Genomic DNA, 25,671 nt, shown 5'->3' with positions numbered 1-25,671 from the left:
TTCCTCCCAGCATTTTCTAAAATAATTCAAGGTCCCCAAAGGAAGGACTCCACCCTTCGAAGGCTGCAAAGTTGCTTAAATCCGGCAACATAATATTATGAATCATTACAGTCGGTCCAACTTTGCGTTTTAAAACTAACATATTTGTCCCTAGAAGATTCGCGATTCCGAAACTTCCTGACGTTACATAATCAGCGTTGTGCTCCTGAACCTTGCGATCCACTATTTGTTTCAAGTCCTGAACATACTTTCTGTCAGAGAGAAAAACATCTGTGATCCTCAGTTCCTTCCCTGCAAACGTATGCTTGATACGGTAAAAAAATAATGCTCTCAATTCTGTATCTTCTACTCCACCCGCATAGTATTCTGCCACAGGCACATTTGCGTAACGCCACATCAACGTATCAACTGAATGCTCGGTAATTACGTGCGAACCATAGAGTATATTATTTGAAGCTATAAGTTTCGATAGACCCGCGTTGTTTAAATAATAAGAGATAGACTCATCCTTTTTAGATGCATTGTTCTGCCTGCTCTTTTTCCGCAATACAACATCAAGCATCATTGAAACCGGTTTTACCATTTTCATTTGGATAGGCAATTTACCTGCCTCTGCCCATCCTAACTTTGTATAGCCTCGTTTGCTCTTTCTATTAGGCGTACTGAACAATAATCCATATCCATTCTCGCGACAATGGTCGATCAATGCCAGCGTCAACTTTCCAAACATACCGTTACCCTGATAATCAGGGTGAACCACTGTATCAACACCTCGCACCGCTTCAATGATATGATTACCTGCTCTCCATTTCCAACGCATAAAAGTGCGAACCCCCACAATCTTACTCTTGTCAATAGCCAATAGCACCAGTGATTTTCCAAAAGGATTATCTACGTGTTTCCATCGCCAATAAATTTCAGATTTAGGAAGCAGGTTCTCTCCTAATCCTAGTTTCAGTAGGCTTACGATTTCGGGTATGTCACCTTCATGTGCGAGGCGAATTTCCATATAATTGAAAAGGCGGGTAAAGGACCTTTTTTAAATTTTGCTAAACACAGCTAGATAATAGTTTGAACGCTAAACACCTAACAGTTTACTATATTTTCTTAGCCCAGAATTGTAGTTATCAAAAACGTTAAGCTAAAACAATTCCAGATCACCAACGGATGGGCTCCAGCCATTAAAGTTATGGAGTGTGTTGGCTGCGTCAAATGTTATATTGCGTACGGTTACAACAGGACCTACGGGTAATTTTCGCAAATATAGTCCTGCTCCGTTCAACCACGAGTTTAGTCCCGATACTGTTGCATAATCGGCTGCGTGCTGCTTTACCAGATCTTTCACCATAGCGCGCACTTCCGTTTTATACTTGTCAGTGTCCATGAAAATGTCGGTTACTCTCAATTCGTTGCCAGCACTGGATGACTTCAATCTATATACCAGCAAAACCCTCAGCTTTCCCGCTGTTTGCAATCCAGACGTAAAGTATTTAGCAACTGGTACGTTTTGATATCTCCATTGCAGTGATTTAACAGTATGGGATGTAATGATTTGATCTTTGCAGCGCACTGCATTTTGCTTTAACAGCTCTTCCAGATTCGGATGCTGAAGAAAGGACTCTTGATTTGTATCATTGGTTTTAACAACCGACTGCTTTAGTCTTGACATGTTTAGTGCGACTGAAACAGGGTGTAGTATCGGTATGCTGATTGGAAGTTTCCCTGCTTCCTTCCATCCCATCTTCAGGTATCCTGGTTTACTGTTGCTATTCGGAGTATTGAAAACAAAATGCCATCCTTCATTCGCACAATAATTTAAAAGCTCCAGGGTCAGCTTTTTAAATATACCGCGCCCCTGGTAATCCGGATGCGTTGCTGTATCAACAGCACGAACCGATTCAAAGACTTGTCCGGAGGATTTCCATTGCCATCGCATAAAGGCACGGACCCCAACCAGAATGTCATTTTCAAAAGCCAGTATAACGGGAGATTTTCCGAACGGATTATCGATATGTTTCCACTGCCAATACTCCCGGGATTTCGGCATAAGCTCTTCACCCAGGCTTTTCTTAAGTAACTCTACAATTAACGGTACATCATGCTCGGTCGCAGTTCTGATCTCCATAGCAATTTTTTGTCATGCAATACTCGCTATTTTTCACCACTAATGCTTTCCGCTAATCGAGGTAAATGCACGTTAGTACATTTTTACCTCCTGCCGGTATACATCTTCAAGGGCTTTAACCATTTTCTCCATGCTAAATTCTTCTTTAACCCGCTCTCTTGCCTGCAAAGCCAGCGCGTTTCTCTTTTTAGCATCGGCTATCAGCTCTGTAGCAAATTCAACCAAACGTTCAGGTTCTTCAACATCACACAACAGGCCATCTACACCGGGGCGGATTACTTCTTTTATACCGCCTGCATTTGTACTAACCACAGCACATCCCGAAGACATTGCTTCCAGCAGAGCAATAGGAAGGCCTTCGAAAATTGAAGTCATCATATACAAATCAAAGGTAGACAGGTATGGACGTACTTCCGTTTGTGTACCCGCAAAATGAACTCGGCTTTCAAGACCTTGTTGCTTTTGTTTTTCTAACAACAGTTCTTTCAATGGTCCATCGCCAACAATTATAAAATGTGTTTCGGGACGATGAGACAAAATCTTTTTAGCCAGCTCAATCCATAAGTCCAGTCGCTTCTGAAATCTAAATACAGCTATAGTTCCGATCACAGGTGCATCAAGTGGTATATTAAATTTCCCGCGAATCTCTTCACGCTGAAATTGTCCTGGAGCAAAACGTTCCGTGTTAACACCATTCAGAATGGTGATTAAAGATGCTTTTAAATTGGTTTTATGTTTTCGTATCGATTTCTCAACGTCTTCGGAGACTGCTATAATTTTTGTAAGCCAGTTTAGCGTGAACAGATTGGCCAACCGGGTAGCAATATGATAGCGTTCCTGCTTATTATGCTCGGTATAGATTACCGGAATACCTGACAGTTTACCTGCAATGCGCGAGGCTATACCGGCCCATGGAAGATGTGCATGAATAAGATTTATACCATGCTTCTTCGCGTACGCTGAAACAGCCTTCGCTTTGAACAAAAGCTCGATATTATTGCGTGCCGCAATGCAAGTAACTTTACCTCCGTGTTCCAGGATAGAGCTCACCATCGCATCTTTCCAAGACAGAAAGTATATATAGTGAAACTCGAACTGATCTTTATTATGCACACGCAGTGTTTCCGGCAGTAACATTTCAGCGCCTCCCCTGCCCAAAGATTTTATTACGTGAAGGATTTTTATTTTTTGATTCATACTGCGCTTTTGCTATTCAGAACTTTTGTATAAGCAGCCGCAAACTTTTTGGCAATGCTGTCATTCATAAATTCTCTTGTGACAAACTGATGAGCATTCTTTCTTATTTTGGATGTTTTGTCTGAGTTTAGCAGTGCATCCTTAACAGACACTATAAATCTTTGTTCATCATCTTTATCAACGAGCCAACCTGTTTCATCGTTTTTAACAACCTCGCTGATACCGCCAACGTTGTATGCTACAACCGGTACCTCGCAATAAAAAGCTTCTAATATCACTCCGGGAAGCCCTTCTATTCTACTCGGTAACGTGAATACATTAGCATTGGAAAGAATCGATAATACATCAGCACGATATCCTAGTAATGCAACATGATTATCAAGCCCCATCGCCATAATTTTCTGCTGCAGACTTTCGCGAAGTTTACCGTCTCCCAGGATTAACACTTTGATGTCGCTATATTCTTTAACTACTTCAGTGGCTATACGCAATAACGCTTCGTGATTTTTTTCAGGAACAAGACTGGCAACATTAACAATTACTTTCCCCGAGGTGAAATAGGGAAGTATATCTGCTGATAAAGTTTTATTGACAGCTACTGCTTCGATACCAATCGGCACCATTGTGGTTTTTTCAGAAGGAACATTATACGTCTTGATAAAATCAAGTCTGCACAATTCACTCACTGAAATGATATGTTCGAGTTGCTTAACGAGAAATTTATTAAAGATAAGTTTAGGACGAGATGTAATGAAGTCGCTAACCTTATTGGCATTTCTATACACTATAGGAGTCTTCCATTGGAAAAACAATTTAGAAAGGACAACAAACTTTAATGTATCTCCTGCATTCGCCTGAATAATATCAGGTTTATTCTGTTTGATATAGTCAGCAAGTTGCTTCCATCCACCAACATCAAAAAATCGTTTTGACAGTGGTCTTTTCAGATTTACCAGTTTTCCTTTAAAAGGTAGCTGCGCGTTGCCATCCAGTAAACAAACAACGGTAACATCGTGTCCCATCGCCAACAAGTGATTGGACAATTGGCAGGCAAACATCTCTGCTCCTCTAAGCTGGGGCTTTTGAATAAGTTGTAAGATCTTCACCTGTGCTATGTATTTTAATGCTTTGTGTTGGATTCAATCTTTCTCAGCGCCTTCTCCATCTCATAGTCCCATGTTCCATTTGAAAGAATATAGTTGGCTCCATTCCTACTGAGCCGCTCCCGCAAACTTAAATCCTCCATAAGTGTTATGATTTTAGATGCACTATCATCTATATCACCAACCTTGTATAATAGTAAATGATTATTGTCGCTAAACATAACAGGTATTTCACCAGCTTGTGGCGCAAGTGTCGGTTTGCCTGCTGCTAAATATTCACGCAGCTTTAATGGAGAATAATGAAAATCATCAGCACTCCGTGCACTTACAATAGCTATATCGAAGAGCGATACATACTTGGGAATTTCAGCGAAGGGTTTCTTTCCCAGGAACATTACTGCTTTTTCAAGATCGAGTTCTTTTACCATGCGGGCAATTCCTTCACGCTCCTGTCCATCTCCTACCAACAGCAGTACTGCGTCATTTCGCTGTTGATATACTTTATTAAAAACATTGATCAATATATCCAGGCCATGGAAGCTTCTGAAACTTCCTGTCCAACCGAGAACAAATTTGTTGTCCAATCCAAGCGATTGTCTCAATGACAAAGATGAATTATCAGAACCAAACAAGAACGGATCTACAGACATTGGTGAGATCAATACTTTACCAGGATCTATTCCCATTTGTATAACCTTCCTGGCAACATCCTCCGAAACGCATGCTACAATATCAGCTTGTTGCAGTGCTTTTCGCTCCTGGTATTTTTCTAACAACACCCCCCATATCGGACGCTTCACCCCCCATTTTCCAGCCTCCCATACCACGGGTGCATGAACGTATACTATAAGTGGCACACCTAATTGTGCTGCTATTTTTTTTCCCGGTCCTTCAAACAAATCATGCTGTTGCCATACAAACGCAACGCCAGAGTCTGACCACGGGAACGTTTTGTTTATATTCCATTGCCTACTTTTTCTCCACAATAAAATATCTTTCAGTAAGGTCTTAATGAATAATGGTACACGCTGACCTAACGTCTTTTTTTTAGAAGTGGAGGCGGGTTTCTGCTCACCTAAAGGATAATGTATAACCTCCTCGGGTGATGCAACGCGATCAGATGTCAGCACCCATGCGTTTCCAAATTTACGGGCGGCCGCTGCCGACCAGCCAGCCACTGTAATCCACAACGCTTCTGCTCCCACCCAGGCCTTGCTCGAACGGGGCATAATAAATATGGCAGATTTTTTTGCTACACTATCGGGCTTTTTAATCATACTTCGTCTGGTGATCTATTCCAATTATACTTCGTCTGGCGCTTCGTTTACGACAATGCCGTCACGCAAGAGAATCTGCTTCAATTCTTTGTCTACAAATATAGTCTTATGCGGATTTGCCTTCAGCATTACTATAAATTGTTCGTATTCAATATCAGGATTGTGAATATTAGAATCCACTATATATTTCTTGTTTACGTTCACATCTTTCAATGCATCTCTATATCCATCGCCATACGCTGTTTTAAAAAATGTAAATCCGGTTATAAAGAGCTCTGAGAAATCTGATTCCATGGCCTCCTTTAGCGCACAAAATCCGGTGGTCGGTCTAAATTTTCCAAACGCACCAATCACTTGTTTATAAGGAGCAGAGGGCAAGTAGTAAACCACCTGTGAGAGCAAGTATTTTTTATAGAAATTAAAGGTTACCCGCCAGCCAAAATAGGTCGGAATCGGGTTAATCACATAGCGTATCCCTTGTTGATTATATAAATTAAAATCAAGCGGACCACCGCCACTAAATTCATTTTCAAAGAAACTATGAAACAGAATGTCAATCTTCGAACCTATATCTTTTTTAAACTTACCATCCCTAACTACTAACGGAGACTTGTTGATTCTAATCACAAAGTCAAAAGCATCGATAAATTCTCCCCGGTTCGTATTCATGGCAGAGCTTGCAGGTCCTACAATAGCAATACGTTTTTTTTCCAGTATACTCTTATCAAAACGTTTCGTAAACCGGAGCATCAACACAAAACCTAGCAGAGCCCGATATAGCTTAATCAGAAATTTCATGACTCACAGATTATAAACACTATCAAAAGCCTGAATATATCCAACACCTATATTTTCAAGGCTGACGTTGTTGTATCCATAGAAATCAATTCCATGCAAGGAGGCTGCATCATAGTCATTCATGGAATCACCAATAAAAACAATTTCCTCTGGCGTATATTTATATATATTCAGGACCGAGTTTACCAATTCTTTTTTGGGTGTCGGCGAACCATGGATAGATTCGAAGTAATCTTTAAGTCCTAAAGCATCACATAAATATCGAAGCTCCGTTTGATCGGAACCCGACACTACATGCATCTTGAATTTCTTGTGATTCTCTTTTACGTATGCTACCGATTCTTCAATAAGCAGCGCGCGATTGACAAGCTCTCTCCTCATTACTTCAGAGAATTCGGAAGCAAGACTATCTACCTGTGCACTGGTTATCGTTTCATTTCGAATCTGTTCGAAAAAATACTTGAACTTTACGTACCGTGACAGGCCTCCATTCTGACGATGATATATCAATAGCTTTTCAACTTCATGTTGAGGATAGGATGATAAAACGATTTCAAAGCCCCGATCACGCACGGGCATTGAATCCATCAATACACCATCAAAGTCCCACAGAATTACTTTATACTTTGAAAAGTTTATCATATATGGCTTCTGCTATTAAAAAGTCATCGATCCAGTCAATATCAAACGACTTGATCTTATCTTGTTCGTATAAATAAGGTTTACTTCCAATTCTGTTTGATTCCTTCAGGTATATATCTCTTGAAGTAATAAACATTGCATGGTTTACTTCGTAAAGAACAGGAAGGTCTTGTGTACGCGGCCACCGGTTTGCACCGGCATCATAGTTAAAAACATCCCCACGCTGATCGAGTAAAAAGTTTTGAAGCGGCATCACGCTGATTAATGAATCATAGCCTTCCTCAAGTTTTGAAAAGTATTTCTCAATGCCTGTGTCATAATCCTCTGCTTTCACGAAAGGAGTTGTGGTGTGCCCCCAGATGATATGACTTTCCTTTACAATTTCGGGCACATACTTAATGAGATCTGTCAATACAGTTGTATCCAGACATAAATGATCAGGCCTCTGAATCACTTTAATCTTTGATTGATGAGGATCTATTTTTGTTGCGATCTCCATCGAAAACTCATCGTTTGTTGACAGCACTACATTTGACAACGTTTTACACTCCATCAATTGTCGAAGCTTCAGCTCAAGAATTCCTCCCGATATTCCGGCAAAGGGGCGTGTATTTTTAGACTTAACACGTTGACTTCCTTTCCGGGTTGGCAGGAAGAAACAAATATCTTTTTTCATTCCAGGTATGAGTAAACAGAGGTTACAGGTAAATTTTTATAGTTGGTTGGTGTAAGTGAACTCAGCGCTATACTACTGTGCTTTCTAAATGCTGTGAATAGAAACTCATTTTCATCGGAAAGACTTTTTTCAAGTTGCGTAATCGCCTTCTCCTGATAGCCATCGTATCCTACCAGGAAAATTTCCTTTGCGTTCAACTGAAGCGCTGTTTGCAAGGCCAGTGCCGAGTGAGAATCTTTTAACGTATTGGTAAAATCAATATTCGAGAGCTCGAAACTTTTACCAACCAATGCTTCTGGTATATATGTACCCATCTTCCTTGGATATGGAGGGAGCACACATTGACCTTTGAAGTTAACCAGATTCTTAAATACATTTTCCAGTCGGTGCCCTTCATTACCGACTAAGCAGAAATATTGATCGACTTGTATGTCTTCGTAATTTGCAGCATTCTTTGAGCTTGCATGAATTATACAAGTATCAGGTTCAAGATTCCGTACAAATTCCTTAATTGCTGTTTTATGCAGGTTGGCGTTTGGTCCACCCCCAATTATAATAACTTTTGAATAATGTTTGGCGGGACTGAACAACGGCAGCTTCTGATTGTCTTGTACCTTCTCTTTTTGGTTATATAATGCCCGTATGATACTATTGAAAGAATAAAATCTTCGTGTTACCCACTCCATTACATCTTTTTGTGGTAACGAGTTAGCTCCTGACACCATGTATGGAAGATTGGTACCCCAGCCGTGATCCTGTTGCAATCTTTCAAAAACATCCACAACAGCACTTAATGCATTGAAGTCCGTCTTCAGACCTTGTGATGCATTCAATGCAGTTAACAATAACTCTGTTTTTAAATTACCTGCACCACGTCCCATACCTGTTACAGTAGCATCAATAATATCAGCGCCATGCTCAAGTGCTGTTAGCGAATTGATCAGGGCCAGCTCCATGTTATTATGTCCATGGAATCCAATCTTACACTTCGTGCGCTCTTTTACCAAGTTGATCACTTCCTTAACATCCTGCGGGTATACTCCTCCATATGAATCAACCATGTAAAAATAGTCGGCTACAGCATCTACCTCCTTAATCTGGTTCAGAAAGTCGCCATACTGTTTCCATTTACTCATATACATTACATTGAAGCCGACCTCAAAACCTAGCTTCTTTATCTCTTCCGCAAGCCTCAATGCACGTCCTAAATACTCCGGATCCAATGCTATCCGCACCATGTCAATTAAATCTTTGCACGGCTCCAGCAAATCTTTTACATGCTCAGGTCGCACATCTTTTTCATTGAGAATGATCACCAGCTTTTTGTTGGATAACGACTTTGCTTCTTGCAGTACGTATATAGGGCAGTAAAAATATTCGCCTAAATATTCTTTCATCGGGCTACTTCTGTAACCTATCTCCAGATAATCTACAGGCAACTCGTTGAAAGACTTAAAATAGGTATGTACCAATTCCTTGTTGAAGTCCCAGTTGGTATAGTACCCTCCATCACGAAGTGTACAATCCAGTATTTTATAGTTTCTTACTGTATCCATTTTAGTTTCATCTTTATGTTAAAAACACGATGCACTACACTGATAATTTTAGCCAATATCTTTGTACCAAAATCGTAATCGTTCATTTTAATGCCTTTAAAAAGCGGTGTAGATGTAGGGCCTTTCTGGTCGTAATATTTAGCTTTAACACCACCTTTCAAAGCATAAAACCCATACTTAATACAACCGGTTATATCCTTGCTCAGCAAGTCGGATTGAAGTAAGCTTAATATTTCTTGTTTGTCCTTGGGTGTATAAGCAACATCCAGGTACCAGTAAAAACTCTTACCGAGTAAAATTACCGGTTTTCTCCAGAAACTGGATTCAATCCCTATACTGGATCCAAAGACGATAACTTTCTCCGCTATATCCAGCAACGCATAGCTGTCCACTGTGCTTTCAGGCAGAATTACATGTATATTCGGATATACTTTATTCAGCGCTGCTATTCCCGTAGCCTGTACTTCTTTAACACCTTTCAAGTTAGGATGCATGCGGATTATCAAATTAACTTCTGGCAATTGCTTCCCTACCAGGTCAACGATATAGCGTATACCATCCAATTGATCAAAGAAAAACGGATTCTGATATTCCTTACCAACTGCAGCAAATTCATCGTCAGAACTTGTAAACAGAACGATGTTTTTTTTACTGTCTTTTACTCCTTCCGGAAGTAATCCCTTCTGTTGACTTGATACATACGATTTATCAACAATTGCCTTACCCGCTTTCTTACCCTCGTAGAATTGAGCGCCGATTTTCATTTTTTCTTCGAGCGAATAGTCAGGATCACTCCATGCCTTCTCTATCCATTCAGTTTTTGCCACAATGTTATGTGGTAACGCATTCTTGAATATCTCCAGGTATCCCCCCGGACGAGTTCGCTCATAGTTGTAACAATCTATGCCCAACGTCTCGGAGGCGCGTAAGATTGCACGCTTATAATCCTGCCTTCCGTTAAAACTTACAACTTTATCGATGTTGTTCTGCTTCAAAAAACGTTTAATCGCAAAATACAGAGCTAAGGAATTTATCTTAGCTTTTAGAATATAGTTTGACTTGTTTGCCAAAGCTACATCGCGATTCCTTGTGTTGGAAATATAAACCGAAAGCAGTGACTCTCCTATCTCGAAGTTATCGTACTTTGTATCAAAGTCTATGGCAGCGTTGTCTTTAAAAAACGCAATCGCCTGCTTCCAGTCTTCTTCAATAAGAATATCTTCAAATTTTAATGGAACAAAATCGCCTTCAACAAGATCCAGGCTTCTATTCGCATTGATACGACAGGAGAAGCATACATCTGGTTTACCATCAAAATTGAAATAGCATGTATCAAAACTATTCGAGCAATTCAAATAGTATATCTTATCTGATGGACTTTTCGATTCAACGTATTGCGCCAATTGATCCAGCATAATGGATCGCGAATATGTTTTTACATTATAGGCGGAAACTATCAACGTGTTCATGTCTCAATTCATTAAAATTTTTTCCCAGCTATCCATAACTTTTTCCTGTGTGAATCTGTCAAGACCCTTTGTAACGTTTCTCTTCAAATGCATATACAGATCCTTGTTTGCAAGAATCTCCGTCATGATCGCTCCCAGTTTCTCATAATCTCCTACCGGAAATAAATAGCCGTTATCTCCGTGAAAAATTATCTCCTTGGGTCCTGTTTTGGCTAGAGATGAGATCACAGGAGTTCCTAACGACAAAGCTTCCACCACTACATTCGGGAAACCTTCACGAAGCGATGCATTAATCAATGCTATAGCATTTACCATATAGGGGTGCGGATCTCCTATAAATCCTTTCAACTTAACACAATCGGTCAATTCAAGTTTTTCAACCAAAGCCTTTAAGTGAAGCATCTCAGAACCATCTCCTAAGATAATTAAATCCGCTTTTTCAAATATTCGGAATCGATGATATGTTTCGATCACTTGCGCGACATTCTTTTGTCTGCTCAGGCGCGACACAATCGCAAAATAAGGGCGATTCTCTGGTATATTTTTTATTAAATCCTCATTCTTACGAGGCAGTGGAACCGGATTATAAATAGTCACCAGCTTATTCTTATTCAGAAAAAAACCGGTTACGTCTTCCTTCAATTCCTCCGATGGGCATACTACATATTTAACCCACGGCATATTATAGAAAAACCAAAATTGCCATTGCTTATATTTCTTATACCCTATCAACGGATAGATATCAAACCTCGTGACAGTACGTCCGAATAAAACGCATGTCGCCAACAGACTACCTATTCTTGACATCGCTATCAATCGTTTCGGCCTAAGCGCTTTAACAAGTTTTCTTACCTTGAAGATAACATACAGGGCACTGAGTATTTTATTCTTATATCGCTTGTGGTCTACATGAACAATATTCACCCTGGGGTCTAGTTCAAAAGCGATGTTGCGAATAAAAAGGGCAATCGTAACTGCATGTCCTCGACTGACCAAATGATTAGCAAGTATAGCAGTATTCCGTTCTGCCCCACCTTTTTTTAAAGAACCGACAACAAATAAAAACTTATCTTCTCTCACTGGCTCTGTTCGTCTTTTTTGATTTTTACTTTAGCAGGTATACCCATGGCCGTAGAAGATTCAGGAACATCGTGGATCACAACGGAATTGGCTCCGATCTTCGCGCTATTTCCGATTGTTATACTTCCCAAAAGCTTTGCTCCGGTACCTAACGTTACATTCATGCCGACCTGCGGCATTCCACCTTTTGCTCCAGGATACTTTTTTCCCATCGTTACACCATTAAAAATAACTGTTCCGTATCCAATCGATGCATTCGGGCCAATCACTATATCTGAGCAGTGTGCTATCCTAACTCCACCCTGTATTTTTGCACGAGGCGATATATCAACACCATATCGTCTCTTTGAATATTCATACAACAGGAATGTAATCAAACTCAATCCTTTTCTATCTGTATAGCTGTAAACACGGTACATAAAAATTGCCTTGAATTCCTTTACAAAGAAACTTTTCAGCACCCTGAAGAAATTCAATGATACTTTGTGCTGAAAATGCGAACCAGACAAGCTGTGAATGAGATCATGTTTAATGGCTTCAAGCATTTTTATACGCTGTTTAAAAGTTTATCATTCCGTTATTCAATAAGACTTAGCGAAGAGGTATTCACAAACTAAGAGATTACAAAATAATGCGGATTGTAAAATCTCAGCTTCACTCTCTTACCGGTGTTATCCTCTATTTTCTTCAAGAGAGATTCGATCTTCTCCTTATCAAATCCAGGAAACTTGTTATTGATATACTTTAAGGAATTCAATTTGGTATGTCTGTTTAGTACCGTATTGTACGCCACATATACCTTTTCAAAGAGCAGTTTTTTATAGAACAATTTACTGACTTGAAGAGATGAAGGAGATTTAAACTGACCATCCTTATTATTCTGCAGATAACTCTGCTCGATCGTTTCAAATTCCTTCAAAAACAATTCTGTCGCAGGCATATTCAGGTTATTGATTACTTCATCACCTTTTATTGAATATGTATAACCGTGGTCGGATGGATGTTTTTTATCCAGTATCAACTTGACCAAAGCTTCTATTTTTTCAGGATCGTTCAAGATATACCCTATCTCACTTGCAGGATATATGGTGTGAGCATTTACCTTCTTGATAAAAGTAATTACAGGAATCCCCATAAAATGAGACTCGAATGATGTGGTGCATCCTCCATGTATGAGAGCCTTCGCTCCCACTAACCACTCACCCACTGAGCCATCTCTGATAACATGTATATTACTTTTATTGGCAAACACATCCGTATAAAAATTGAGATTTTCAGAAGGATGAGGTCTTACCACAAAATTAATATGCTGAAATTTATCTGCCAGTTGAAGAACCAACTCCACCATTGACATCAAATTATCAAAGTCATCACTATACCTCGTCAGAAATCCAATTCTCTCCTGTGTATTCATAACAGGATATTTGAAAAAATGTAGCTGCTTGGTAAAATTGTTGTGGTTGTTGGCGGCACCGTAGTGCGTGTTAATCAACACATAGTCTTTTAATTCCTTCTGATATTTTTCGCCTTTCTCTTTATAAAGAAATTTGTACTTGTTATACAGATCAAATCGAACTACACCTACATTCTTCACATTTTCAGGATGCTTTGCTATTTTTGACAAAACCTGCTTTTGACGTTCTCCCCAAACGAAAACATAATCATGCTCATCAAAAACTCTTGGATTACAGCTAAACTCTAATCTTTCTTTCCACAGTTCGTCATTCTTAAAGAAGAAGCCACCTTCCTCGTAATAATATATACTATCAATGCCACGTTCCTTTTGCTCGTAGTATCCCTTGGGCTTAAATTTTCGCGCGTCATTTCTAAATATATTCTTACCTACATATAGGCCATTTTTAAAATAAGGCAGGCTTTTATCTAGGAATTGGAAACTACCAAAATGAATACTCCTTCCATTCTTTCCAGCTAATGCTGATGCCAGAAGAAGTTTATAGTCCAGCTCACGGCTCTGTGTTTCTATTGGAAATAAAATATTCATATTAAAATATTTGCAGTGCGACCATTCTGTTAAAATTATTCGAAGTCGATCGTAAACTTTCGAAATCACCTATATCTTCAATGACACCTTTATTCAGGTATATTATCCTGTCGGCATTCTTAACGGTTGATAATCTATGTGCAATGATGATAATTGTAAATTGTCCTTTAAGCTGATCTATATTTTCCTGAATACTTCTCTCGGTTTCCGAATCAAGCGCTGATGTTGCTTCATCCATAAACAGGAAATCCACTTCTTTATATAACTCGCGGGCAATTGAAATACGTTGCTTCTGTCCTCCGCTTACCATGATACCATTATTTCCCAACTGCGCCTTTTCCTTATCGGGCAAACCCATTACGAAATCATATATTGAAGCCATTCGCATGGCCTTTTCAAATCGCTGAATATTAGCGGGCGTTGGTGCATCCCAAAATGTTATATTGTTAAAAACAGTATCATTGAAAATAACGGGCTCTTGTGTGATATACCCTATTCTCTTTTGGAATGATACTATATCAATGGCCTTGCTGTCTTTTCCGTCAATAAAAAACATTCCCTTCTCACTGCTTAGCAGTCCACTCAACACGTTCATCAACGTTGTTTTGCCAGAGCCGCTTTCTCCGACTAATGCGATCGTTTCGTTCTTTCGTATCTCAAGAGATATATCGCGTAGTATCGATTCATTGCCGTACGAGAAAGATAAATTTTTTAGCAAAAGAGATTTCTCAAATGAAGTGACTTTCTCGGTTCCCCGTTCCTCCTGTTGTTCTCTCAGTTCATTCGTAAATTCTGACATATTTTCCAGCGAACCGGAAACTGATAAAAAAGTGTTCCAGTAATTCTGCAGGGCCATTAAGAAACTGAGCGACCTATAGAAAAACAATAAGCTCAGAATAATCAATCCGAGATTCTGAGAAAAGAATTTTACCTGAACTAAAATAACTGATACCACAACCAGCATTACGATAGGTTCTCGCATAGCTGCCAGAAATGTGGACATCACACCTATTCTACGTTGCGTTTCTTCTATCTTAAGAATTATGCGCTTTAGCTTTTCGCCAAACTCGTGTATCAGCCCGGTGGCCTTGAGGTATTTAAAGTTTGCAACCTTCTGAATGAGCAATCCCTGAAAAGTATGCGACTCCTTTGTCAATTCACGTGACAATGCTTTTGTTATCTGGTATATCTTCTTGAAGATAAGATTTGTTAGCGCTCCCCCAACGGCAACCAGCACGGCAAACTGCGGATTAACCATAAAGGCCATGAATATATATACCCCTACAAGCACACCATATTGAAATGATGTAAAGTAAGATCGGTAGGCCTGTAATACTTTCTCTACCTCGCCACTAAATGTATTCTGAATTCTTCCGGAGTCACTTCCTACGAAAGCCTTATACTTAAAACCGGAAAGCAACGTGATGTTTGAAAATCTAATCGTTCGTATAAACCGTTGTTGTAAAAGCACTTTATAATAACCTTCTGCAAACTTCACCAATCCTTTCAAGGCGAAAAATGTAAGGATCACCAACAGGACTGTCTGCAGTGTGATACTAAAGCCTAGCCAACTCAACCCATCGATCAAAAAAGACAAGTTTCCCATTTGTTCTGATTGGACAGTAGCGCCACTGTTGTCTACCATCTGAAGCAAGGGAAGAAACATCGCAAGTCCAAAACCATCCAGTACACCTACGGTTAAGCTTAACCCGACAGAAATAAAAATTCTGTAACCGAGATAACCATAGAAGTAATAGAAATCTTCAAATTGTCTCTTAATCAACTGCTTTAGCCTATTCACAAATCCAGATTTTACAAATTAATAGTTCCAGGTAAATCAAATTATACTAGTCCCTGATTTAGTATAGTCTCACATAGCGCCCAGTCTAATGGGGAATCTATATCTTGTGAGTGTAATTCGTCCATCACATACTTTTTCACTTTCTTAAACTCGTGAAGCGGTTGCTTACGCAATGACGTAGCATTGATCATATATAGCGAACCGTTATAAAAGTAGCTTGATGGAGCATCTTGTCTTCTCTTAAACGGACCTGACTTACTCTTCTGAAGAAATCCTTCCTGGTCTTCTTCAAAAATATTAAAGTAAGGGCTGTAAGGACTCACCCCCACGGACACAACCATGTCCAAAGAACTATTGTATAGCGCTTTGATCTCCTGCAAATGTTGTGCTTTGCGAAAAGGTGATGTCGGCTGCATCAATAAAACGGAATCATATTGAATTCCGTTCTTTTCATAAAAATCCAAAGCATGCAGCAATACCTCGTAAGTACCTGCTGTGTCAGTAGCCAGCGATTCAGGTCTGACGAAAGGAACCTTCAAACCAGCTTCCTGAACGCATTCTATAATTTTGTCGGAGTCGGTTGAGATACATATGTTGGCATCATCTGTAAAAGTTCGTGCAACTTTTATACTGTGATGTATCAATGGAACCCCTCCCAATGGTTTAATATTTTTAAAGGGTATACCCTTTGAACCACCACGAGCCGGTATAACTACTAAAGTCTTCATTTATAGCTCAAGGTGTTTGATATCCATCTGTGCTTTGAGGAAATCCTGCTGATTGCCTATATCCAGCCAATAGTTGAGTATTGGGAAGTTCACAACTTTTCGTTTGTTACGTATCAGATCATCCATCAGATCGGTTGCATTATACATACCCGTTTCTGGAATGAGATCCCGAAGTTTCGATCTCAAAAGATAGATACCCGCGTTAGAATAGTATACATAGGTTGGTTTTTCTTTGAGTGAAGTGACGTGAAGGTCATCACTCAATTCCAGTACACCATACGGTATATTTACATTGTACGGAACACTGGCCACACACATATCTGCATTAATAGCCAGAAAGTGTTTATAGAAATCTTCAAAATCAAGTGTCGTAAGGATATCAGAATTCATTACGAGGATATGCTCATGACGAATTTGCGGTGCTAGACGAAACGCTCCAATTGTACCAAGCGGTTCATCTTCCTCAATATATTTTATATTGACGCCTTTAGACTTTCCATCTCCAAAATAATCCTGGATGTTTTTTCCCAGGTACTTGATACTGATGTAAAAATCTTCGACCCCGTACTTGATAAGTCTGTCAATGTTATGCTCAATAATAGGCTTGTCTCCAACTTTCAACATTGGTTTAGGGGTAGCATCGGTAAGCGGTCTTAAACGCTCGCCTCGACCACCAGCCATGATAAGCGCAGATATAGGGACAATAGCCTGTACTTGTTTTAAGTCGATCAGTTTAATGATGCGCTCCTTTGAATCGAGTACCGGGAGCAAATTGATCTTGAGTCCTTTATATAATTTTACTTCATCTGCATTGATCTGGTCTTCACGAAGGAATCTGAATTTCCGATTCATGTAAAGATTTACATTCTCGGATATCTCTCTACCCGACAGCAAGCCTCTGCGTATATCACCATCCGTTATGGTTCCCAAAAGCTTTCCATCTTCATTGGTAATAAAGAGCGTGCGACTATCCTTTGAAGAGAGCGCATCTAACTTCTGTAAAGCCTGACGAGCATTGCTTTTGTCGTCTATTATATATTCTCTAAAATCAACAAACATAGCCTATGTCTAGTAAAATAGTTGTTTTAACGAATTACATATCTTCTCGGCAGAGCCGTTCTGATAGTATATATTTTCACCTTTGTAGTCACCTTTTCCAGCAATTTGCCCGACTGCTTTGAGCATTGCCTCACTGGATACAGGAACATTCACTACATTATCCGACTGCATCCGTCCTTTCTGGCGATCGCCTACATTGATTACGTATTTACCCAATGATGCTGCTTCAATAATTCCGCTGGATGTATTTCCTAATAGAAAAGCACAATGGTGTATCACTGAAAAATATCCACGCGTTCCCAGATTTTCCACCATTACTATATGGCGCTGACCTGACAGTTTTTCGATAAATATATTTCGGACTGTAGCCCCCAACGTATCGGCATTCGGCATTGTAATAACAATCTGAAATTGAGACAATGCAATAAAAGTCTTTACCAATTCATTCGCATATCGGGTATTCTCCGATACATTGACGGTCTCCGGATGGAATGTTACCAATATAGTCGGTGCCGTCATGTCAATCTTCCATTTGCTTTTAATCTCATTCTTCGATAAGAAAGCAATGTCTGCCAGTGAATCGAGGCTTAACGCTCCAACATTGTATATATGTTCTGGTTCGTCAAGCATTTGTCTCAACCTGTCTGCATAGGCAGCGGTTGAAGCAAAGTGACACCATGCCGCCTGTGAAATGGAGTGTCTGAAAAAGTTATCGATAGCGCCCAGAGTTTTTTCACCACCATGTAAATGGGCAAATTTTACACCGAAGGGAACACCCGCTGTTACTGCAGCAAACATTTCATAGCGATCGCCCAGGCACAGCACAATATCGTATTGGCTTGCATACGTTCCCCAATACTGAGAGAACTTCATCATGGTTAACGACATCGCTGTGGCAATTGCCTCAGGAGAATCACCCGTCAACAATGATTCGATCCGGGCATCAACAGCAAAACCCTCCGCTTCAATTGTCTTTAACGTATAGCCATGAAAAGGAGACAAGTGACTTCCGAAGGCAATAATCTTCAAATTAAAGAATGAGTCGTTCTGCATCCTCTTTAGCAAAGGAAGATAGATACCAAAATCTGCTCTTGAGCTTGTCAGAACGCCTACTCTCAATGGAAGTGTTGCCATGTCAATTTTTCGCCTGCCGCTAAATTCTTAGATACTTTCTTTCCGATAACAAGGTCAATCAACATCGGAGATATACCATCTCCCGGACGTTTCATAATGAGGTCGCTTTTCGACAACACATCACCTTCCTTCTTATCAGTTGCTAAGTGTATACTTTTTCTTACCAGATTTTTATTAGGCGCTTCAGATGCTGATGCACGTTTTCTTCCATCGCCTTGCAATGCCAATTCAACATTACGAATTGAACTCACCATGTGTGCCAGCTCATTAGGCTCCAACGATGCTTTGTGATCAGGACCCGGTAAATTACGATCCAACGTAAAGTGTTTCTCTATTACAGTGGCTCCGAGCGCAACTGCTGCTATAGGAATCTCAATGCCCAAGGTATGATCGGAATATCCGACACGAACCTTAAATGCATCTTTGATTGAAAGCATTGCAGCCAGATTTACATCTTCAAAAGGTGTAGGGTATTGGGAGTTACAATGAAGTACTGCTATATTATCGATAAGAACACCAGCACCTGTCAAGACATCCAACGCCTGTTCAATCTCTCCCAGTGACGACATCCCTGTAGATACCAATACAGGTTTCTTTTTTGAAGCTATATGTTGCAGGTACGGATAATTGGTAATTTCCCCGGAAGGCACTTTGAAGAAATCTATACCTATAGAATCAAGAAAGTCCAAGCTATCTTCATCAAATCCTGTTGACAGGAATTTGATACCTGCCTGCTGTGCATATTTTTTAAGCGTGTGATGATCTTCTTCGCTTAACTCAAGCTTTTTCAGCATACCATACTGCGAATCATCACCATCATTGATGTTCTTTGCCTGATAAGCCGCTTTCTTCGCTTCGGTACTTACAAGTTTGTCAGCCTTAAACGTCTGAAACTTTACATAGTCAGCACCCGCTTTCGCTGCTGCATCAATCAATTGCTTTGCCTTCTCTATCTCGCCATTATGGTTAACTCCGGCTTCTGCTATAATAGTTACTCGACTCACGATATTGGATTAAAGATTGTAAATATCAGATTTATACCCTGCTATATTTTGAGGCTGACGGAACCACTCGATGGTCTCTTTCAATCCTGCATCTAATGAATACTTGGGCTTCCAGCTTGTGTATTGCATGAGTTTCTGATTGCTTCCAAACAATCTGAATACTTCACTTTTTTCCGGTCTAAGGCGTTGCTGATCTTCTTGAATCTTGATATCTGATCCAATCTGGCTTACTAATTTACGAGCCAGATCTCCTACCGAAATCTCAGATTGTGTAGCTATATTGACATCATGGCCTACCAATTCATCACATTTGGCAATTGCTACAAAACCTTCAACAGTATCTTTTACATAAAGCAGGTCACGTGTTGGTGTAAGATCACCAAGCTTTAAAGACGATGCACCATTTAAAAGCTGAGTTATAATAGTAGGTATAACTGCTCTTGCAGATTGGCGAGGACCGAACGTATTAAATGGACGAACAATTGTAATCGGCAAATTAAAGCTTCTGTAGAAAGACTCTGCTATACAGTCCGCTCCGATTTTAGATGCCGAGTACGGAGATTGCGGCTGACGCGGGTGACGCTCATCTATAGGTACATATTGTGCTGTACCATACACTTCTGAAGTAGAAGTAACGAGCACACGCTTGGTATTCAGGTCGCGTGCTGCCTGCACTACATTTAGTGTTCCTTTTACATTCGTATCAACATAGCTATCGGGTGAATGATAACTGAACGGTATAGCAATCAATGCGGCTAAATGAAATACGACATCAACTCCTTGCATAGCCGTACGCACCCCGTTAGGGTCACGTATATCTCCGGAAAAAATTTCAAGTTTGTTTTTCAGTTCTTTTGGGAAAGTATCAATCCATCCCCAACTATTAAAAGAGTTATAGTAAACAAAGGCCTTTACTTTGCAGCCTTCTTCAAGAAGACGTTGCGTGAGATGGCTTCCAATAAATCCATCTGCTCCTGTAACTAATACTGTTTTATCTTTCAGTTCCATTTGGTATGTATATATATTCAAATAACCTTTAATACTTTTCCTCTCTCAGTTCTAATGCATTAGCCGGTGCATTCAATAACTTAAATTGTTCCTGGTCTATATATTTATCCAACCACGGTTCACGTTTACCGAGTTCCTGAATCAACCTTAGGTACGCAACTTCAGAACCGTGTAATCCATCAATAGCTTCATCATCCTTTGAACCTAAACTATCTAACGAAGAAAAGTTATGCACACGCAGGCTGTTTGCGCTAAACGCAGAGTCCAATTTCAATATGTAACCATATTTACCTGAATCTACCATGCGATTATAGATCGATGCAGGATATGGAGGTAGGAACATTGTCAATTCAATCTTATGATCGGCACAGTAATCAACAAATGATTTCAAAATTCGAATTGCATCTTCATTTACTTCATCTCCCCATTCAAATCTGCTTTTACCTCTTTCAATTCTTTTCTCCATATCTTCAAAGGAAATCTTTGTTCCCTTCCTGAAGTCACGAATTATTTTCCCGTAGTAATAGCTTCCATCATCTGTTCTGTATCCTGAATTCGTCATCATGGCAGTAAGACCATGACGGCCTTCATACTGAGCAATATTTTTCACTTGGATTTTACCATCCATCAAGTCAGAATACACATCAAGTGAAGATTTACTCAGCATGTTCAATCCACTCATCTTAACATTATACTCACATCTTTCTTTCAGGTTATCCCAGTTTCTGTTGAAGAAGTATTGATCAAGCCCTAGTATAATGACGCGAGGTCTATAATTACTCTTATCCCATTCCTCAATTAAGCACGGTAAATCACCTACCCTGGAAATTACTCTGCCTCCGTTAAAAAAGGTATCAGGCTTCTTAAAAAAGAAGCTTCTTATCTGAAGCACACGGGAAGTGCCTAACGCGAGAACTTCAGGTTTCCGGGCAAGTATCTCATTAAGCTTATAGTCCTTTGACTGATCGCTATAGGCCAGCCCGAGCAAACGTCCCTGCCCTACCCGAACATTTGACAAATCTTTTAGCTCGCCCGAAACTTCCAAAATGATGTAAGGCAAAGCAAAAAAAAGAAGCACAGGCAGCAAATACACCAATACTTTGTATATAAACTTCTTCATCAAAACTGAAAGTATATAAATTCCTCACTACCAAAAGCACCAAAGAACACGATAAGTATGACCAGTCCGTAGTATAGAGCTAAACGCAAAGCCGCATGCCTGCTTCTAACAAATTCAGGCATACCGTTTCTAAACAACCATTCCAACAGTATAAAAAGGAATAATATTAAAATGAGTGACCGATCTAAAATCACCAGATTATTACTTGGCAACAACGGATTCGTCCAGAAGCCCGCTATATACTCGAAGGCATCGCCTATATTTGCAGCTCTGAAGAAAATCCAGGCAAAACACGTCAATGAAAAAGTTGCCAGGATCTGAAATGCCTCTTTAAAGGTTGGCAAGAAACGCCCTTCCGCTACTGTATCGGTGTGAACTCTGTTTTTACCGGATATGAGAAGCGGCAAAAAGTATAATCCGTTAAGTGCTCCCCACACAATAAAGGTCCAATTCGCACCATGCCAGAAACCACTGATCAGAAAAACGATCATTGTATTCCGGATTGCTTTCATTGTACTTACCCTGCTTCCTCCCAGCGGTATATAGATATAGTCGCGGAACCAGGTTGTTAGTGAGATGTGCCAACGTCTCCAGAATTCCGCTATATCTCGTGAAAAATATGGTGTCCTGAAATTAACAAGTAACTCTATACCAAAAAGCTTCGCTGTTCCTATGGCAATGTCCGAGTACCCCGAGAAGTCACCATAAATCTGGAAAGCAAAAAATATAGCGCCTAATGCCAGCTCAACTTTCGAAGCCGTTGCAGAGTTCTCGAATATCTGGTTGACAAATACTGCACAGTTATCGGCTATTACTACCTTCTTAAACAAACCCCAAAGAATAAGTCTCAAACCATCCACGGACTGTGTATAGTTGAACTTCCGATCGGCTGTAATCTGTGGCAACAAGTGCGTAGCACGTTCAATCGGTCCTGCCACCAATAACGGAAAGAAGCTTACGAATAGAGAGTAATCTACAAAGTTATGAATAGGCTTAGCGTTTCCACGATATATATCAATTACATAAGACATACCGTGGAAGGTGTAAAACGAAATTCCAACCGGTAGTACTATATTAATAAACACAGGATTCATCGTGATTCCAAAAAATAAAAGTGCAGCCTGCGTGGAGTCAGCGAAGAAGTTAAAATATTTAAAGAAGAAAAGTACTGCGAGGTTATTAAATATACTCAACCACAAATATAGCTTCTTTCGACTCTCGGAATTATATATTAACAATCCGAACGAATAATCTATAATTGTGGACAACATTAGCAGGAAAACAAAGCGCCAATCCCACCACCCATAGAATATATAGCTAACCAACAGCAACAGATTGTTCTGCCAGCGTCTGCTGTCTTTTAACAGCCAGTATAGCACGTATACTATAATTAAAAAAAGAGCAAACTCAATTGAATTAAATAGCATCTGGTCAAATAAAAGTTATTTCATATAATCAAAAACAGCAATAGCTATTCCTGATAATAATCATTACCATTCTTCTTTTTCTTGCGGCCGTAGTAATATCCTCCATACTGGTAACCGTAACCATATCCATAGCTATAGCCACCATAACCATAACCGAGTCCTGATTTTCGAAGATCGTTGAACAGTACACTTACACGAAGCAATCTGCCTGATCTGTAAAACTCATCAAACGATCGTAACGCTTCCTTCGGTGTATAATCCTGACGGATAACAAAGAGTGTATGATTAACATACTTTGATAAAACAAATGCATCTGTCACCAGACTCAACGGAGGAGTGTCTATAATAACATAATCAAACTTACCCCGTAAATGGTTTATCAGTTCTTCCATTGCCGGACGAAGAAGCAATTCGCTTGGATTGGGAGGCATCGGGCCACTGGCTATCAGGTACAAGCTATCAATTGAAGAAGCCTGAACGATTTCTTCTTTGTTTGCCATCCCTGACAAATATTGACTCAATCCGATCGTATTATTCAAACCTAACTCATCGTACAATTTAGGCTTTCGAAGATCCGCCCCAACGATTACGGTTCGCTTACCTGCCAAAGCATATACGGTTGCCAGATTAAGAGTAGTAAAGGATTTACCTTCTCCAGGAATGGAAGACGTTACCATGAAAATTTGATGGTCTTGATTTCCTGTAAAGTAATTGAGGTTAGACCTGAGTGACCTGAAAGATTCAGCCATGGCAGAACGTGGCTTGTTATAGACAATCAATGCATCAGATGCCGGGTTATGCCCCACTGCACCAATTACTGGTGCGGACGTCATATTTTCAATATCGTCCTTCGACTGGATTCTATTGTTAAGAACTTCCAGCAAAATAAATATTGATAGCGGCACCAGTAAACCTATACCAAGTCCTGTCATCAGGTTTTGCATGGTTTTAGGAGATATAGCGCCACCCGCCATTGGAGGGTTTACCACAACAATATCGGACGTTGTAGATGCCATCGACAGACCAGCTTCTGTTCTTTTCTGCAAGAGAAATATATACAGGTTTTCACGGAGTGAATAATTACGCTGTATACCAACCAATTCACGCTCAGTACTTGGTAACTTGGCAAGCTGATCCTCTACTATCTTTATCTGATCGTTTATGAATTTGATATTTATCTTTTGAGTACTCCGGCTATTTTCGATCGTCTTTAATATATCGGTTTTTAAGAACTGAATTCTTTTAAGTTTTTCCTGGTAATTCGGATTGTCTTCCAGCCGCAAAACTCCCTTTGTTGAATTGGTTTTATATAAATTAACCTGTCCTTGCTCTTCAATAAGCGATGTTATAAGCTTGGTTATTATTTCATCTGTAATGCCGACACTTTGAGGGGTAAAGATACCTTCGTACTGATTCTCCTCCAGTAACTGCGATATATAGGTAAAGTAATTATCTAATAACCTGTATTGGAATTTTTGATTTTCATAGTCCTGAAGTTTCAGGTATAGCCTGTTTGTTTCTTCAGCAAGCTCCGTGATAACGTTCCTGCGCTTGAAGTCTTCAACCTGGTCCTCATAGTGTTCAAGAGAATCTCCGATAACTCCAAGTTGATTATCGAGGAACTGTATCGCACGTGCCACCATTTTATTCTTCTTCTCAACATCATAGTCCTGGTAGCGTTCTATAAACTTGCTAAGAAAATCTACTTCTTTTTGTATAACTGATCCATTGATCTCAAGGTCTACAACAGACGATCCCGTCATAGCCCACCCTATTTTTAACCTGCTTGAATACGATTTAGCCAATGATAGCGGATCATTGAATCTTACAACCAGCGTCTTGTTGAACAATTCCGATACATCAGCTTTTCTATTCACGCATAGCCGGTAGCCATTTATTTTAACCGTATCATTAAAATGCAGCGATGAGAATTCTTTGCCTGGCTGGTCATCATCGACTTTATACTGTAATGAATAGGTATTCTGATCTACGACTTTAAAATAAAATGATCTGCCATAGGGCCGCTTGCCTTCGTTTAGAACAACTTTAATAGATACCGGAAAGTTAGGCTCGTAATACTCAGTCGTCTTTATATCTCCTTCTCTGAAATAGGATACATCAAAACCAAGTTCTTCCACTACTTCTTGAAGCAGCGGATATGATTTCATGATGTAAATCTCATTGTAGAAATTTCGGTATTCAGAAAGCAGCTCGTTGTTATATAAAAACTTTGCACCAACATTTTCCTCGCTTTCCCGAATAATGATAGATGCTTTAACCGGATATATACGAGTGCTATAGCGGTTCATCAGGTAAGCAACACTAATACTTACAATAAGGGAAAGCAATATGATATACCAATAGCGTATAGCACGATCGGCTACCCGTTTAAAATTGATTTGAATCCCTTTGGAAGAGGTTGCAGGGGCTTCAGTAATATCTGGTATAGGAGCCTGGGTATTCAA

Annotated in this window: 22 protein-coding genes; all 22 read right to left on the bottom strand. The window is 39.8% G+C overall.

Annotation, left to right across the window (positions count from 1 at the left end; translation table 11 throughout):
• Positions 1–16: 16 nt before the first annotated feature.
• A complete protein-coding gene (locus ACFQ21_RS27045) occupies positions 17–1,009 on the bottom strand; it encodes a GNAT family N-acetyltransferase (protein ID WP_377585048.1) in 993 nt (330 codons plus the stop codon).
• 132 nt (positions 1,010–1,141) lie between these two features.
• Entirely contained in the window at positions 1,142–2,125 is a 984-nt protein-coding gene (locus ACFQ21_RS27040) for a GNAT family N-acetyltransferase (RefSeq protein ID WP_377585046.1), read from the bottom strand.
• Between the two features lie 72 nt (positions 2,126–2,197).
• Positions 2,198–3,322, bottom strand: a complete 1,125-nt coding sequence (locus tag ACFQ21_RS27035; RefSeq protein ID WP_377585043.1) for a glycosyltransferase — start codon at positions 3,320–3,322, stop codon at positions 2,198–2,200.
• On the bottom strand, positions 3,319–4,428 hold the full coding sequence (locus ACFQ21_RS27030; protein WP_377585040.1) for a glycosyltransferase: 1,110 nt from the start codon (positions 4,426–4,428) through the stop codon (positions 3,319–3,321). The genes ACFQ21_RS27035 and ACFQ21_RS27030 overlap by 4 nt, the downstream gene beginning before the upstream one ends.
• A gap of 14 nt (positions 4,429–4,442) precedes the next feature.
• Complete coding sequence (locus ACFQ21_RS27025; RefSeq protein ID WP_377585038.1) at positions 4,443–5,702, bottom strand: glycosyltransferase family 4 protein; 1,260 nt, start codon at positions 5,700–5,702, stop codon at positions 4,443–4,445.
• A 24-nt stretch (positions 5,703–5,726) separates the two neighbouring features.
• On the bottom strand, positions 5,727–6,500 hold the full coding sequence (locus ACFQ21_RS27020; RefSeq protein WP_377585035.1) for a glycosyltransferase family 29 protein: 774 nt from the start codon (positions 6,498–6,500) through the stop codon (positions 5,727–5,729).
• A 3-nt stretch (positions 6,501–6,503) separates the two neighbouring features.
• Positions 6,504–7,142 carry an HAD family hydrolase gene (locus tag ACFQ21_RS27015; protein WP_377585032.1) on the bottom strand — a complete coding sequence of 213 codons (639 nt, stop codon included), beginning with the start codon at positions 7,140–7,142 and terminating at the stop codon, positions 6,504–6,506.
• A complete protein-coding gene (locus ACFQ21_RS27010; protein ID WP_377585030.1) occupies positions 7,120–7,818 on the bottom strand; it encodes an acylneuraminate cytidylyltransferase family protein in 699 nt (232 codons plus the stop codon). Before ACFQ21_RS27010 ends, ACFQ21_RS27015 begins: the two co-directional genes overlap by 23 nt.
• Positions 7,815–9,374, bottom strand: a complete 1,560-nt coding sequence (locus tag ACFQ21_RS27005) for an aldolase catalytic domain-containing protein (RefSeq protein WP_377585027.1) — start codon at positions 9,372–9,374, stop codon at positions 7,815–7,817. Before ACFQ21_RS27005 ends, ACFQ21_RS27010 begins: the two co-directional genes overlap by 4 nt.
• A complete protein-coding gene (locus tag ACFQ21_RS27000) occupies positions 9,362–10,843 on the bottom strand; it encodes a capsular polysaccharide export protein, LipB/KpsS family (RefSeq protein ID WP_377585024.1) in 1,482 nt (493 codons plus the stop codon). The genes ACFQ21_RS27005 and ACFQ21_RS27000 overlap by 13 nt, the downstream gene beginning before the upstream one ends.
• 3 nt (positions 10,844–10,846) lie before the next feature.
• Positions 10,847–11,923, bottom strand: a complete 1,077-nt coding sequence (locus ACFQ21_RS26995; RefSeq protein WP_377585021.1) for a glycosyltransferase — start codon at positions 11,921–11,923, stop codon at positions 10,847–10,849.
• A complete protein-coding gene (locus tag ACFQ21_RS26990; RefSeq protein ID WP_377585019.1) occupies positions 11,920–12,468 on the bottom strand; it encodes a serine O-acetyltransferase in 549 nt (182 codons plus the stop codon). The genes ACFQ21_RS26995 and ACFQ21_RS26990 overlap by 4 nt, the downstream gene beginning before the upstream one ends.
• A 68-nt stretch (positions 12,469–12,536) precedes the next feature.
• A complete protein-coding gene (locus ACFQ21_RS26985; RefSeq protein ID WP_377585016.1) occupies positions 12,537–13,925 on the bottom strand; it encodes a surface carbohydrate biosynthesis protein in 1,389 nt (462 codons plus the stop codon).
• A gap of 1 nt (position 13,926) precedes the next feature.
• The gene (locus ACFQ21_RS26980; RefSeq protein WP_377585013.1) at positions 13,927–15,726 is read right to left on the bottom strand and encodes an ABC transporter ATP-binding protein; all 1,800 of its coding nucleotides are present in this window, start codon (positions 15,724–15,726) and stop codon (positions 13,927–13,929) included.
• 41 nt (positions 15,727–15,767) lie between these two features.
• The gene (locus tag ACFQ21_RS26975; RefSeq protein ID WP_377585011.1) at positions 15,768–16,454 is read right to left on the bottom strand and encodes an acylneuraminate cytidylyltransferase family protein; all 687 of its coding nucleotides are present in this window, start codon (positions 16,452–16,454) and stop codon (positions 15,768–15,770) included.
• Entirely contained in the window at positions 16,455–17,513 is a 1,059-nt protein-coding gene (locus ACFQ21_RS26970; protein ID WP_377585008.1) for a nucleotidyltransferase family protein, read from the bottom strand. It lies immediately after the preceding gene.
• 9 nt (positions 17,514–17,522) lie between these two features.
• On the bottom strand, positions 17,523–18,647 hold the full coding sequence (gene neuC / locus ACFQ21_RS26965) for a UDP-N-acetylglucosamine 2-epimerase (RefSeq protein WP_377585006.1): 1,125 nt from the start codon (positions 18,645–18,647) through the stop codon (positions 17,523–17,525).
• Complete coding sequence (neuB, locus tag ACFQ21_RS26960; protein WP_377585003.1) at positions 18,629–19,651, bottom strand: N-acetylneuraminate synthase; 1,023 nt, start codon at positions 19,649–19,651, stop codon at positions 18,629–18,631. The genes neuC and neuB overlap by 19 nt, the downstream gene beginning before the upstream one ends.
• A 9-nt stretch (positions 19,652–19,660) precedes the next feature.
• Positions 19,661–20,659 carry an NAD-dependent 4,6-dehydratase LegB gene (locus ACFQ21_RS26955; RefSeq protein WP_377585000.1) on the bottom strand — a complete coding sequence of 333 codons (999 nt, stop codon included), beginning with the start codon at positions 20,657–20,659 and terminating at the stop codon, positions 19,661–19,663.
• Between the two features lie 28 nt (positions 20,660–20,687).
• The gene (locus ACFQ21_RS26950; RefSeq protein WP_377584998.1) at positions 20,688–21,779 is read right to left on the bottom strand and encodes a hypothetical protein; all 1,092 of its coding nucleotides are present in this window, start codon (positions 21,777–21,779) and stop codon (positions 20,688–20,690) included.
• Positions 21,779–23,206 (bottom strand): MBOAT family O-acyltransferase, encoded by a 1,428-nt coding sequence (locus ACFQ21_RS26945; protein ID WP_377584995.1) that lies wholly within the window; start codon positions 23,204–23,206, stop codon positions 21,779–21,781. Before ACFQ21_RS26945 ends, ACFQ21_RS26950 begins: the two co-directional genes overlap by 1 nt.
• A 44-nt stretch (positions 23,207–23,250) precedes the next feature.
• Positions 23,251–25,671: a polysaccharide biosynthesis tyrosine autokinase gene (locus ACFQ21_RS26940; RefSeq protein ID WP_377584993.1), complete on the bottom strand. Its 2,421-nt coding sequence runs from the start codon at positions 25,669–25,671 to the stop codon at positions 23,251–23,253.

The sequence above is a fragment of the Ohtaekwangia kribbensis genome (assembly GCF_042676245.1).
Lineage (GTDB): Bacteria > Bacteroidota > Bacteroidia > Cytophagales > Cyclobacteriaceae > Ohtaekwangia > Ohtaekwangia kribbensis.
Note: the sequence above shows the minus strand (reverse complement) of the source record. Positions and strands in the feature narration are given on the sequence as shown.

Coding starts and splice junctions, on each gene's coding strand:
- ACFQ21_RS26990 (WP_377585019.1), bottom strand. CDS start 12,468: ATGCTTGAAGCCATTAAACATGATCTCATTCACAGCTTGTCTGGTTCG.
- ACFQ21_RS27045 (WP_377585048.1), bottom strand. CDS start 1,009: ATGGAAATTCGCCTCGCACATGAAGGTGACATACCCGAAATCGTAAGC.
- ACFQ21_RS27020 (WP_377585035.1), bottom strand. CDS start 6,500: ATGAAATTTCTGATTAAGCTATATCGGGCTCTGCTAGGTTTTGTGTTG.
- ACFQ21_RS26950 (WP_377584998.1), bottom strand. CDS start 21,779: ATGAAGAAGTTTATATACAAAGTATTGGTGTATTTGCTGCCTGTGCTT.
- ACFQ21_RS27035 (WP_377585043.1), bottom strand. CDS start 3,322: ATGAATCAAAAAATAAAAATCCTTCACGTAATAAAATCTTTGGGCAGG.
- ACFQ21_RS27015 (WP_377585032.1), bottom strand. CDS start 7,142: ATGATAAACTTTTCAAAGTATAAAGTAATTCTGTGGGACTTTGATGGT.
- ACFQ21_RS27010 (WP_377585030.1), bottom strand. CDS start 7,818: ATGAAAAAAGATATTTGTTTCTTCCTGCCAACCCGGAAAGGAAGTCAA.
- ACFQ21_RS26955 (WP_377585000.1), bottom strand. CDS start 20,659: ATGGAACTGAAAGATAAAACAGTATTAGTTACAGGAGCAGATGGATTT.
- ACFQ21_RS27040 (WP_377585046.1), bottom strand. CDS start 2,125: ATGGAGATCAGAACTGCGACCGAGCATGATGTACCGTTAATTGTAGAG.
- ACFQ21_RS26985 (WP_377585016.1), bottom strand. CDS start 13,925: ATGAATATTTTATTTCCAATAGAAACACAGAGCCGTGAGCTGGACTAT.
- ACFQ21_RS27005 (WP_377585027.1), bottom strand. CDS start 9,374: ATGGATACAGTAAGAAACTATAAAATACTGGATTGTACACTTCGTGAT.
- ACFQ21_RS26970 (WP_377585008.1), bottom strand. CDS start 17,513: ATGTTTGTTGATTTTAGAGAATATATAATAGACGACAAAAGCAATGCT.
- ACFQ21_RS27000 (WP_377585024.1), bottom strand. CDS start 10,843: ATGAACACGTTGATAGTTTCCGCCTATAATGTAAAAACATATTCGCGA.
- neuC (WP_377585006.1), bottom strand. CDS start 18,647: ATGGCAACACTTCCATTGAGAGTAGGCGTTCTGACAAGCTCAAGAGCA.
- ACFQ21_RS26975 (WP_377585011.1), bottom strand. CDS start 16,454: ATGAAGACTTTAGTAGTTATACCGGCTCGTGGTGGTTCAAAGGGTATA.
- ACFQ21_RS26945 (WP_377584995.1), bottom strand. CDS start 23,206: ATGCTATTTAATTCAATTGAGTTTGCTCTTTTTTTAATTATAGTATAC.
- ACFQ21_RS27025 (WP_377585038.1), bottom strand. CDS start 5,702: ATGATTAAAAAGCCCGATAGTGTAGCAAAAAAATCTGCCATATTTATT.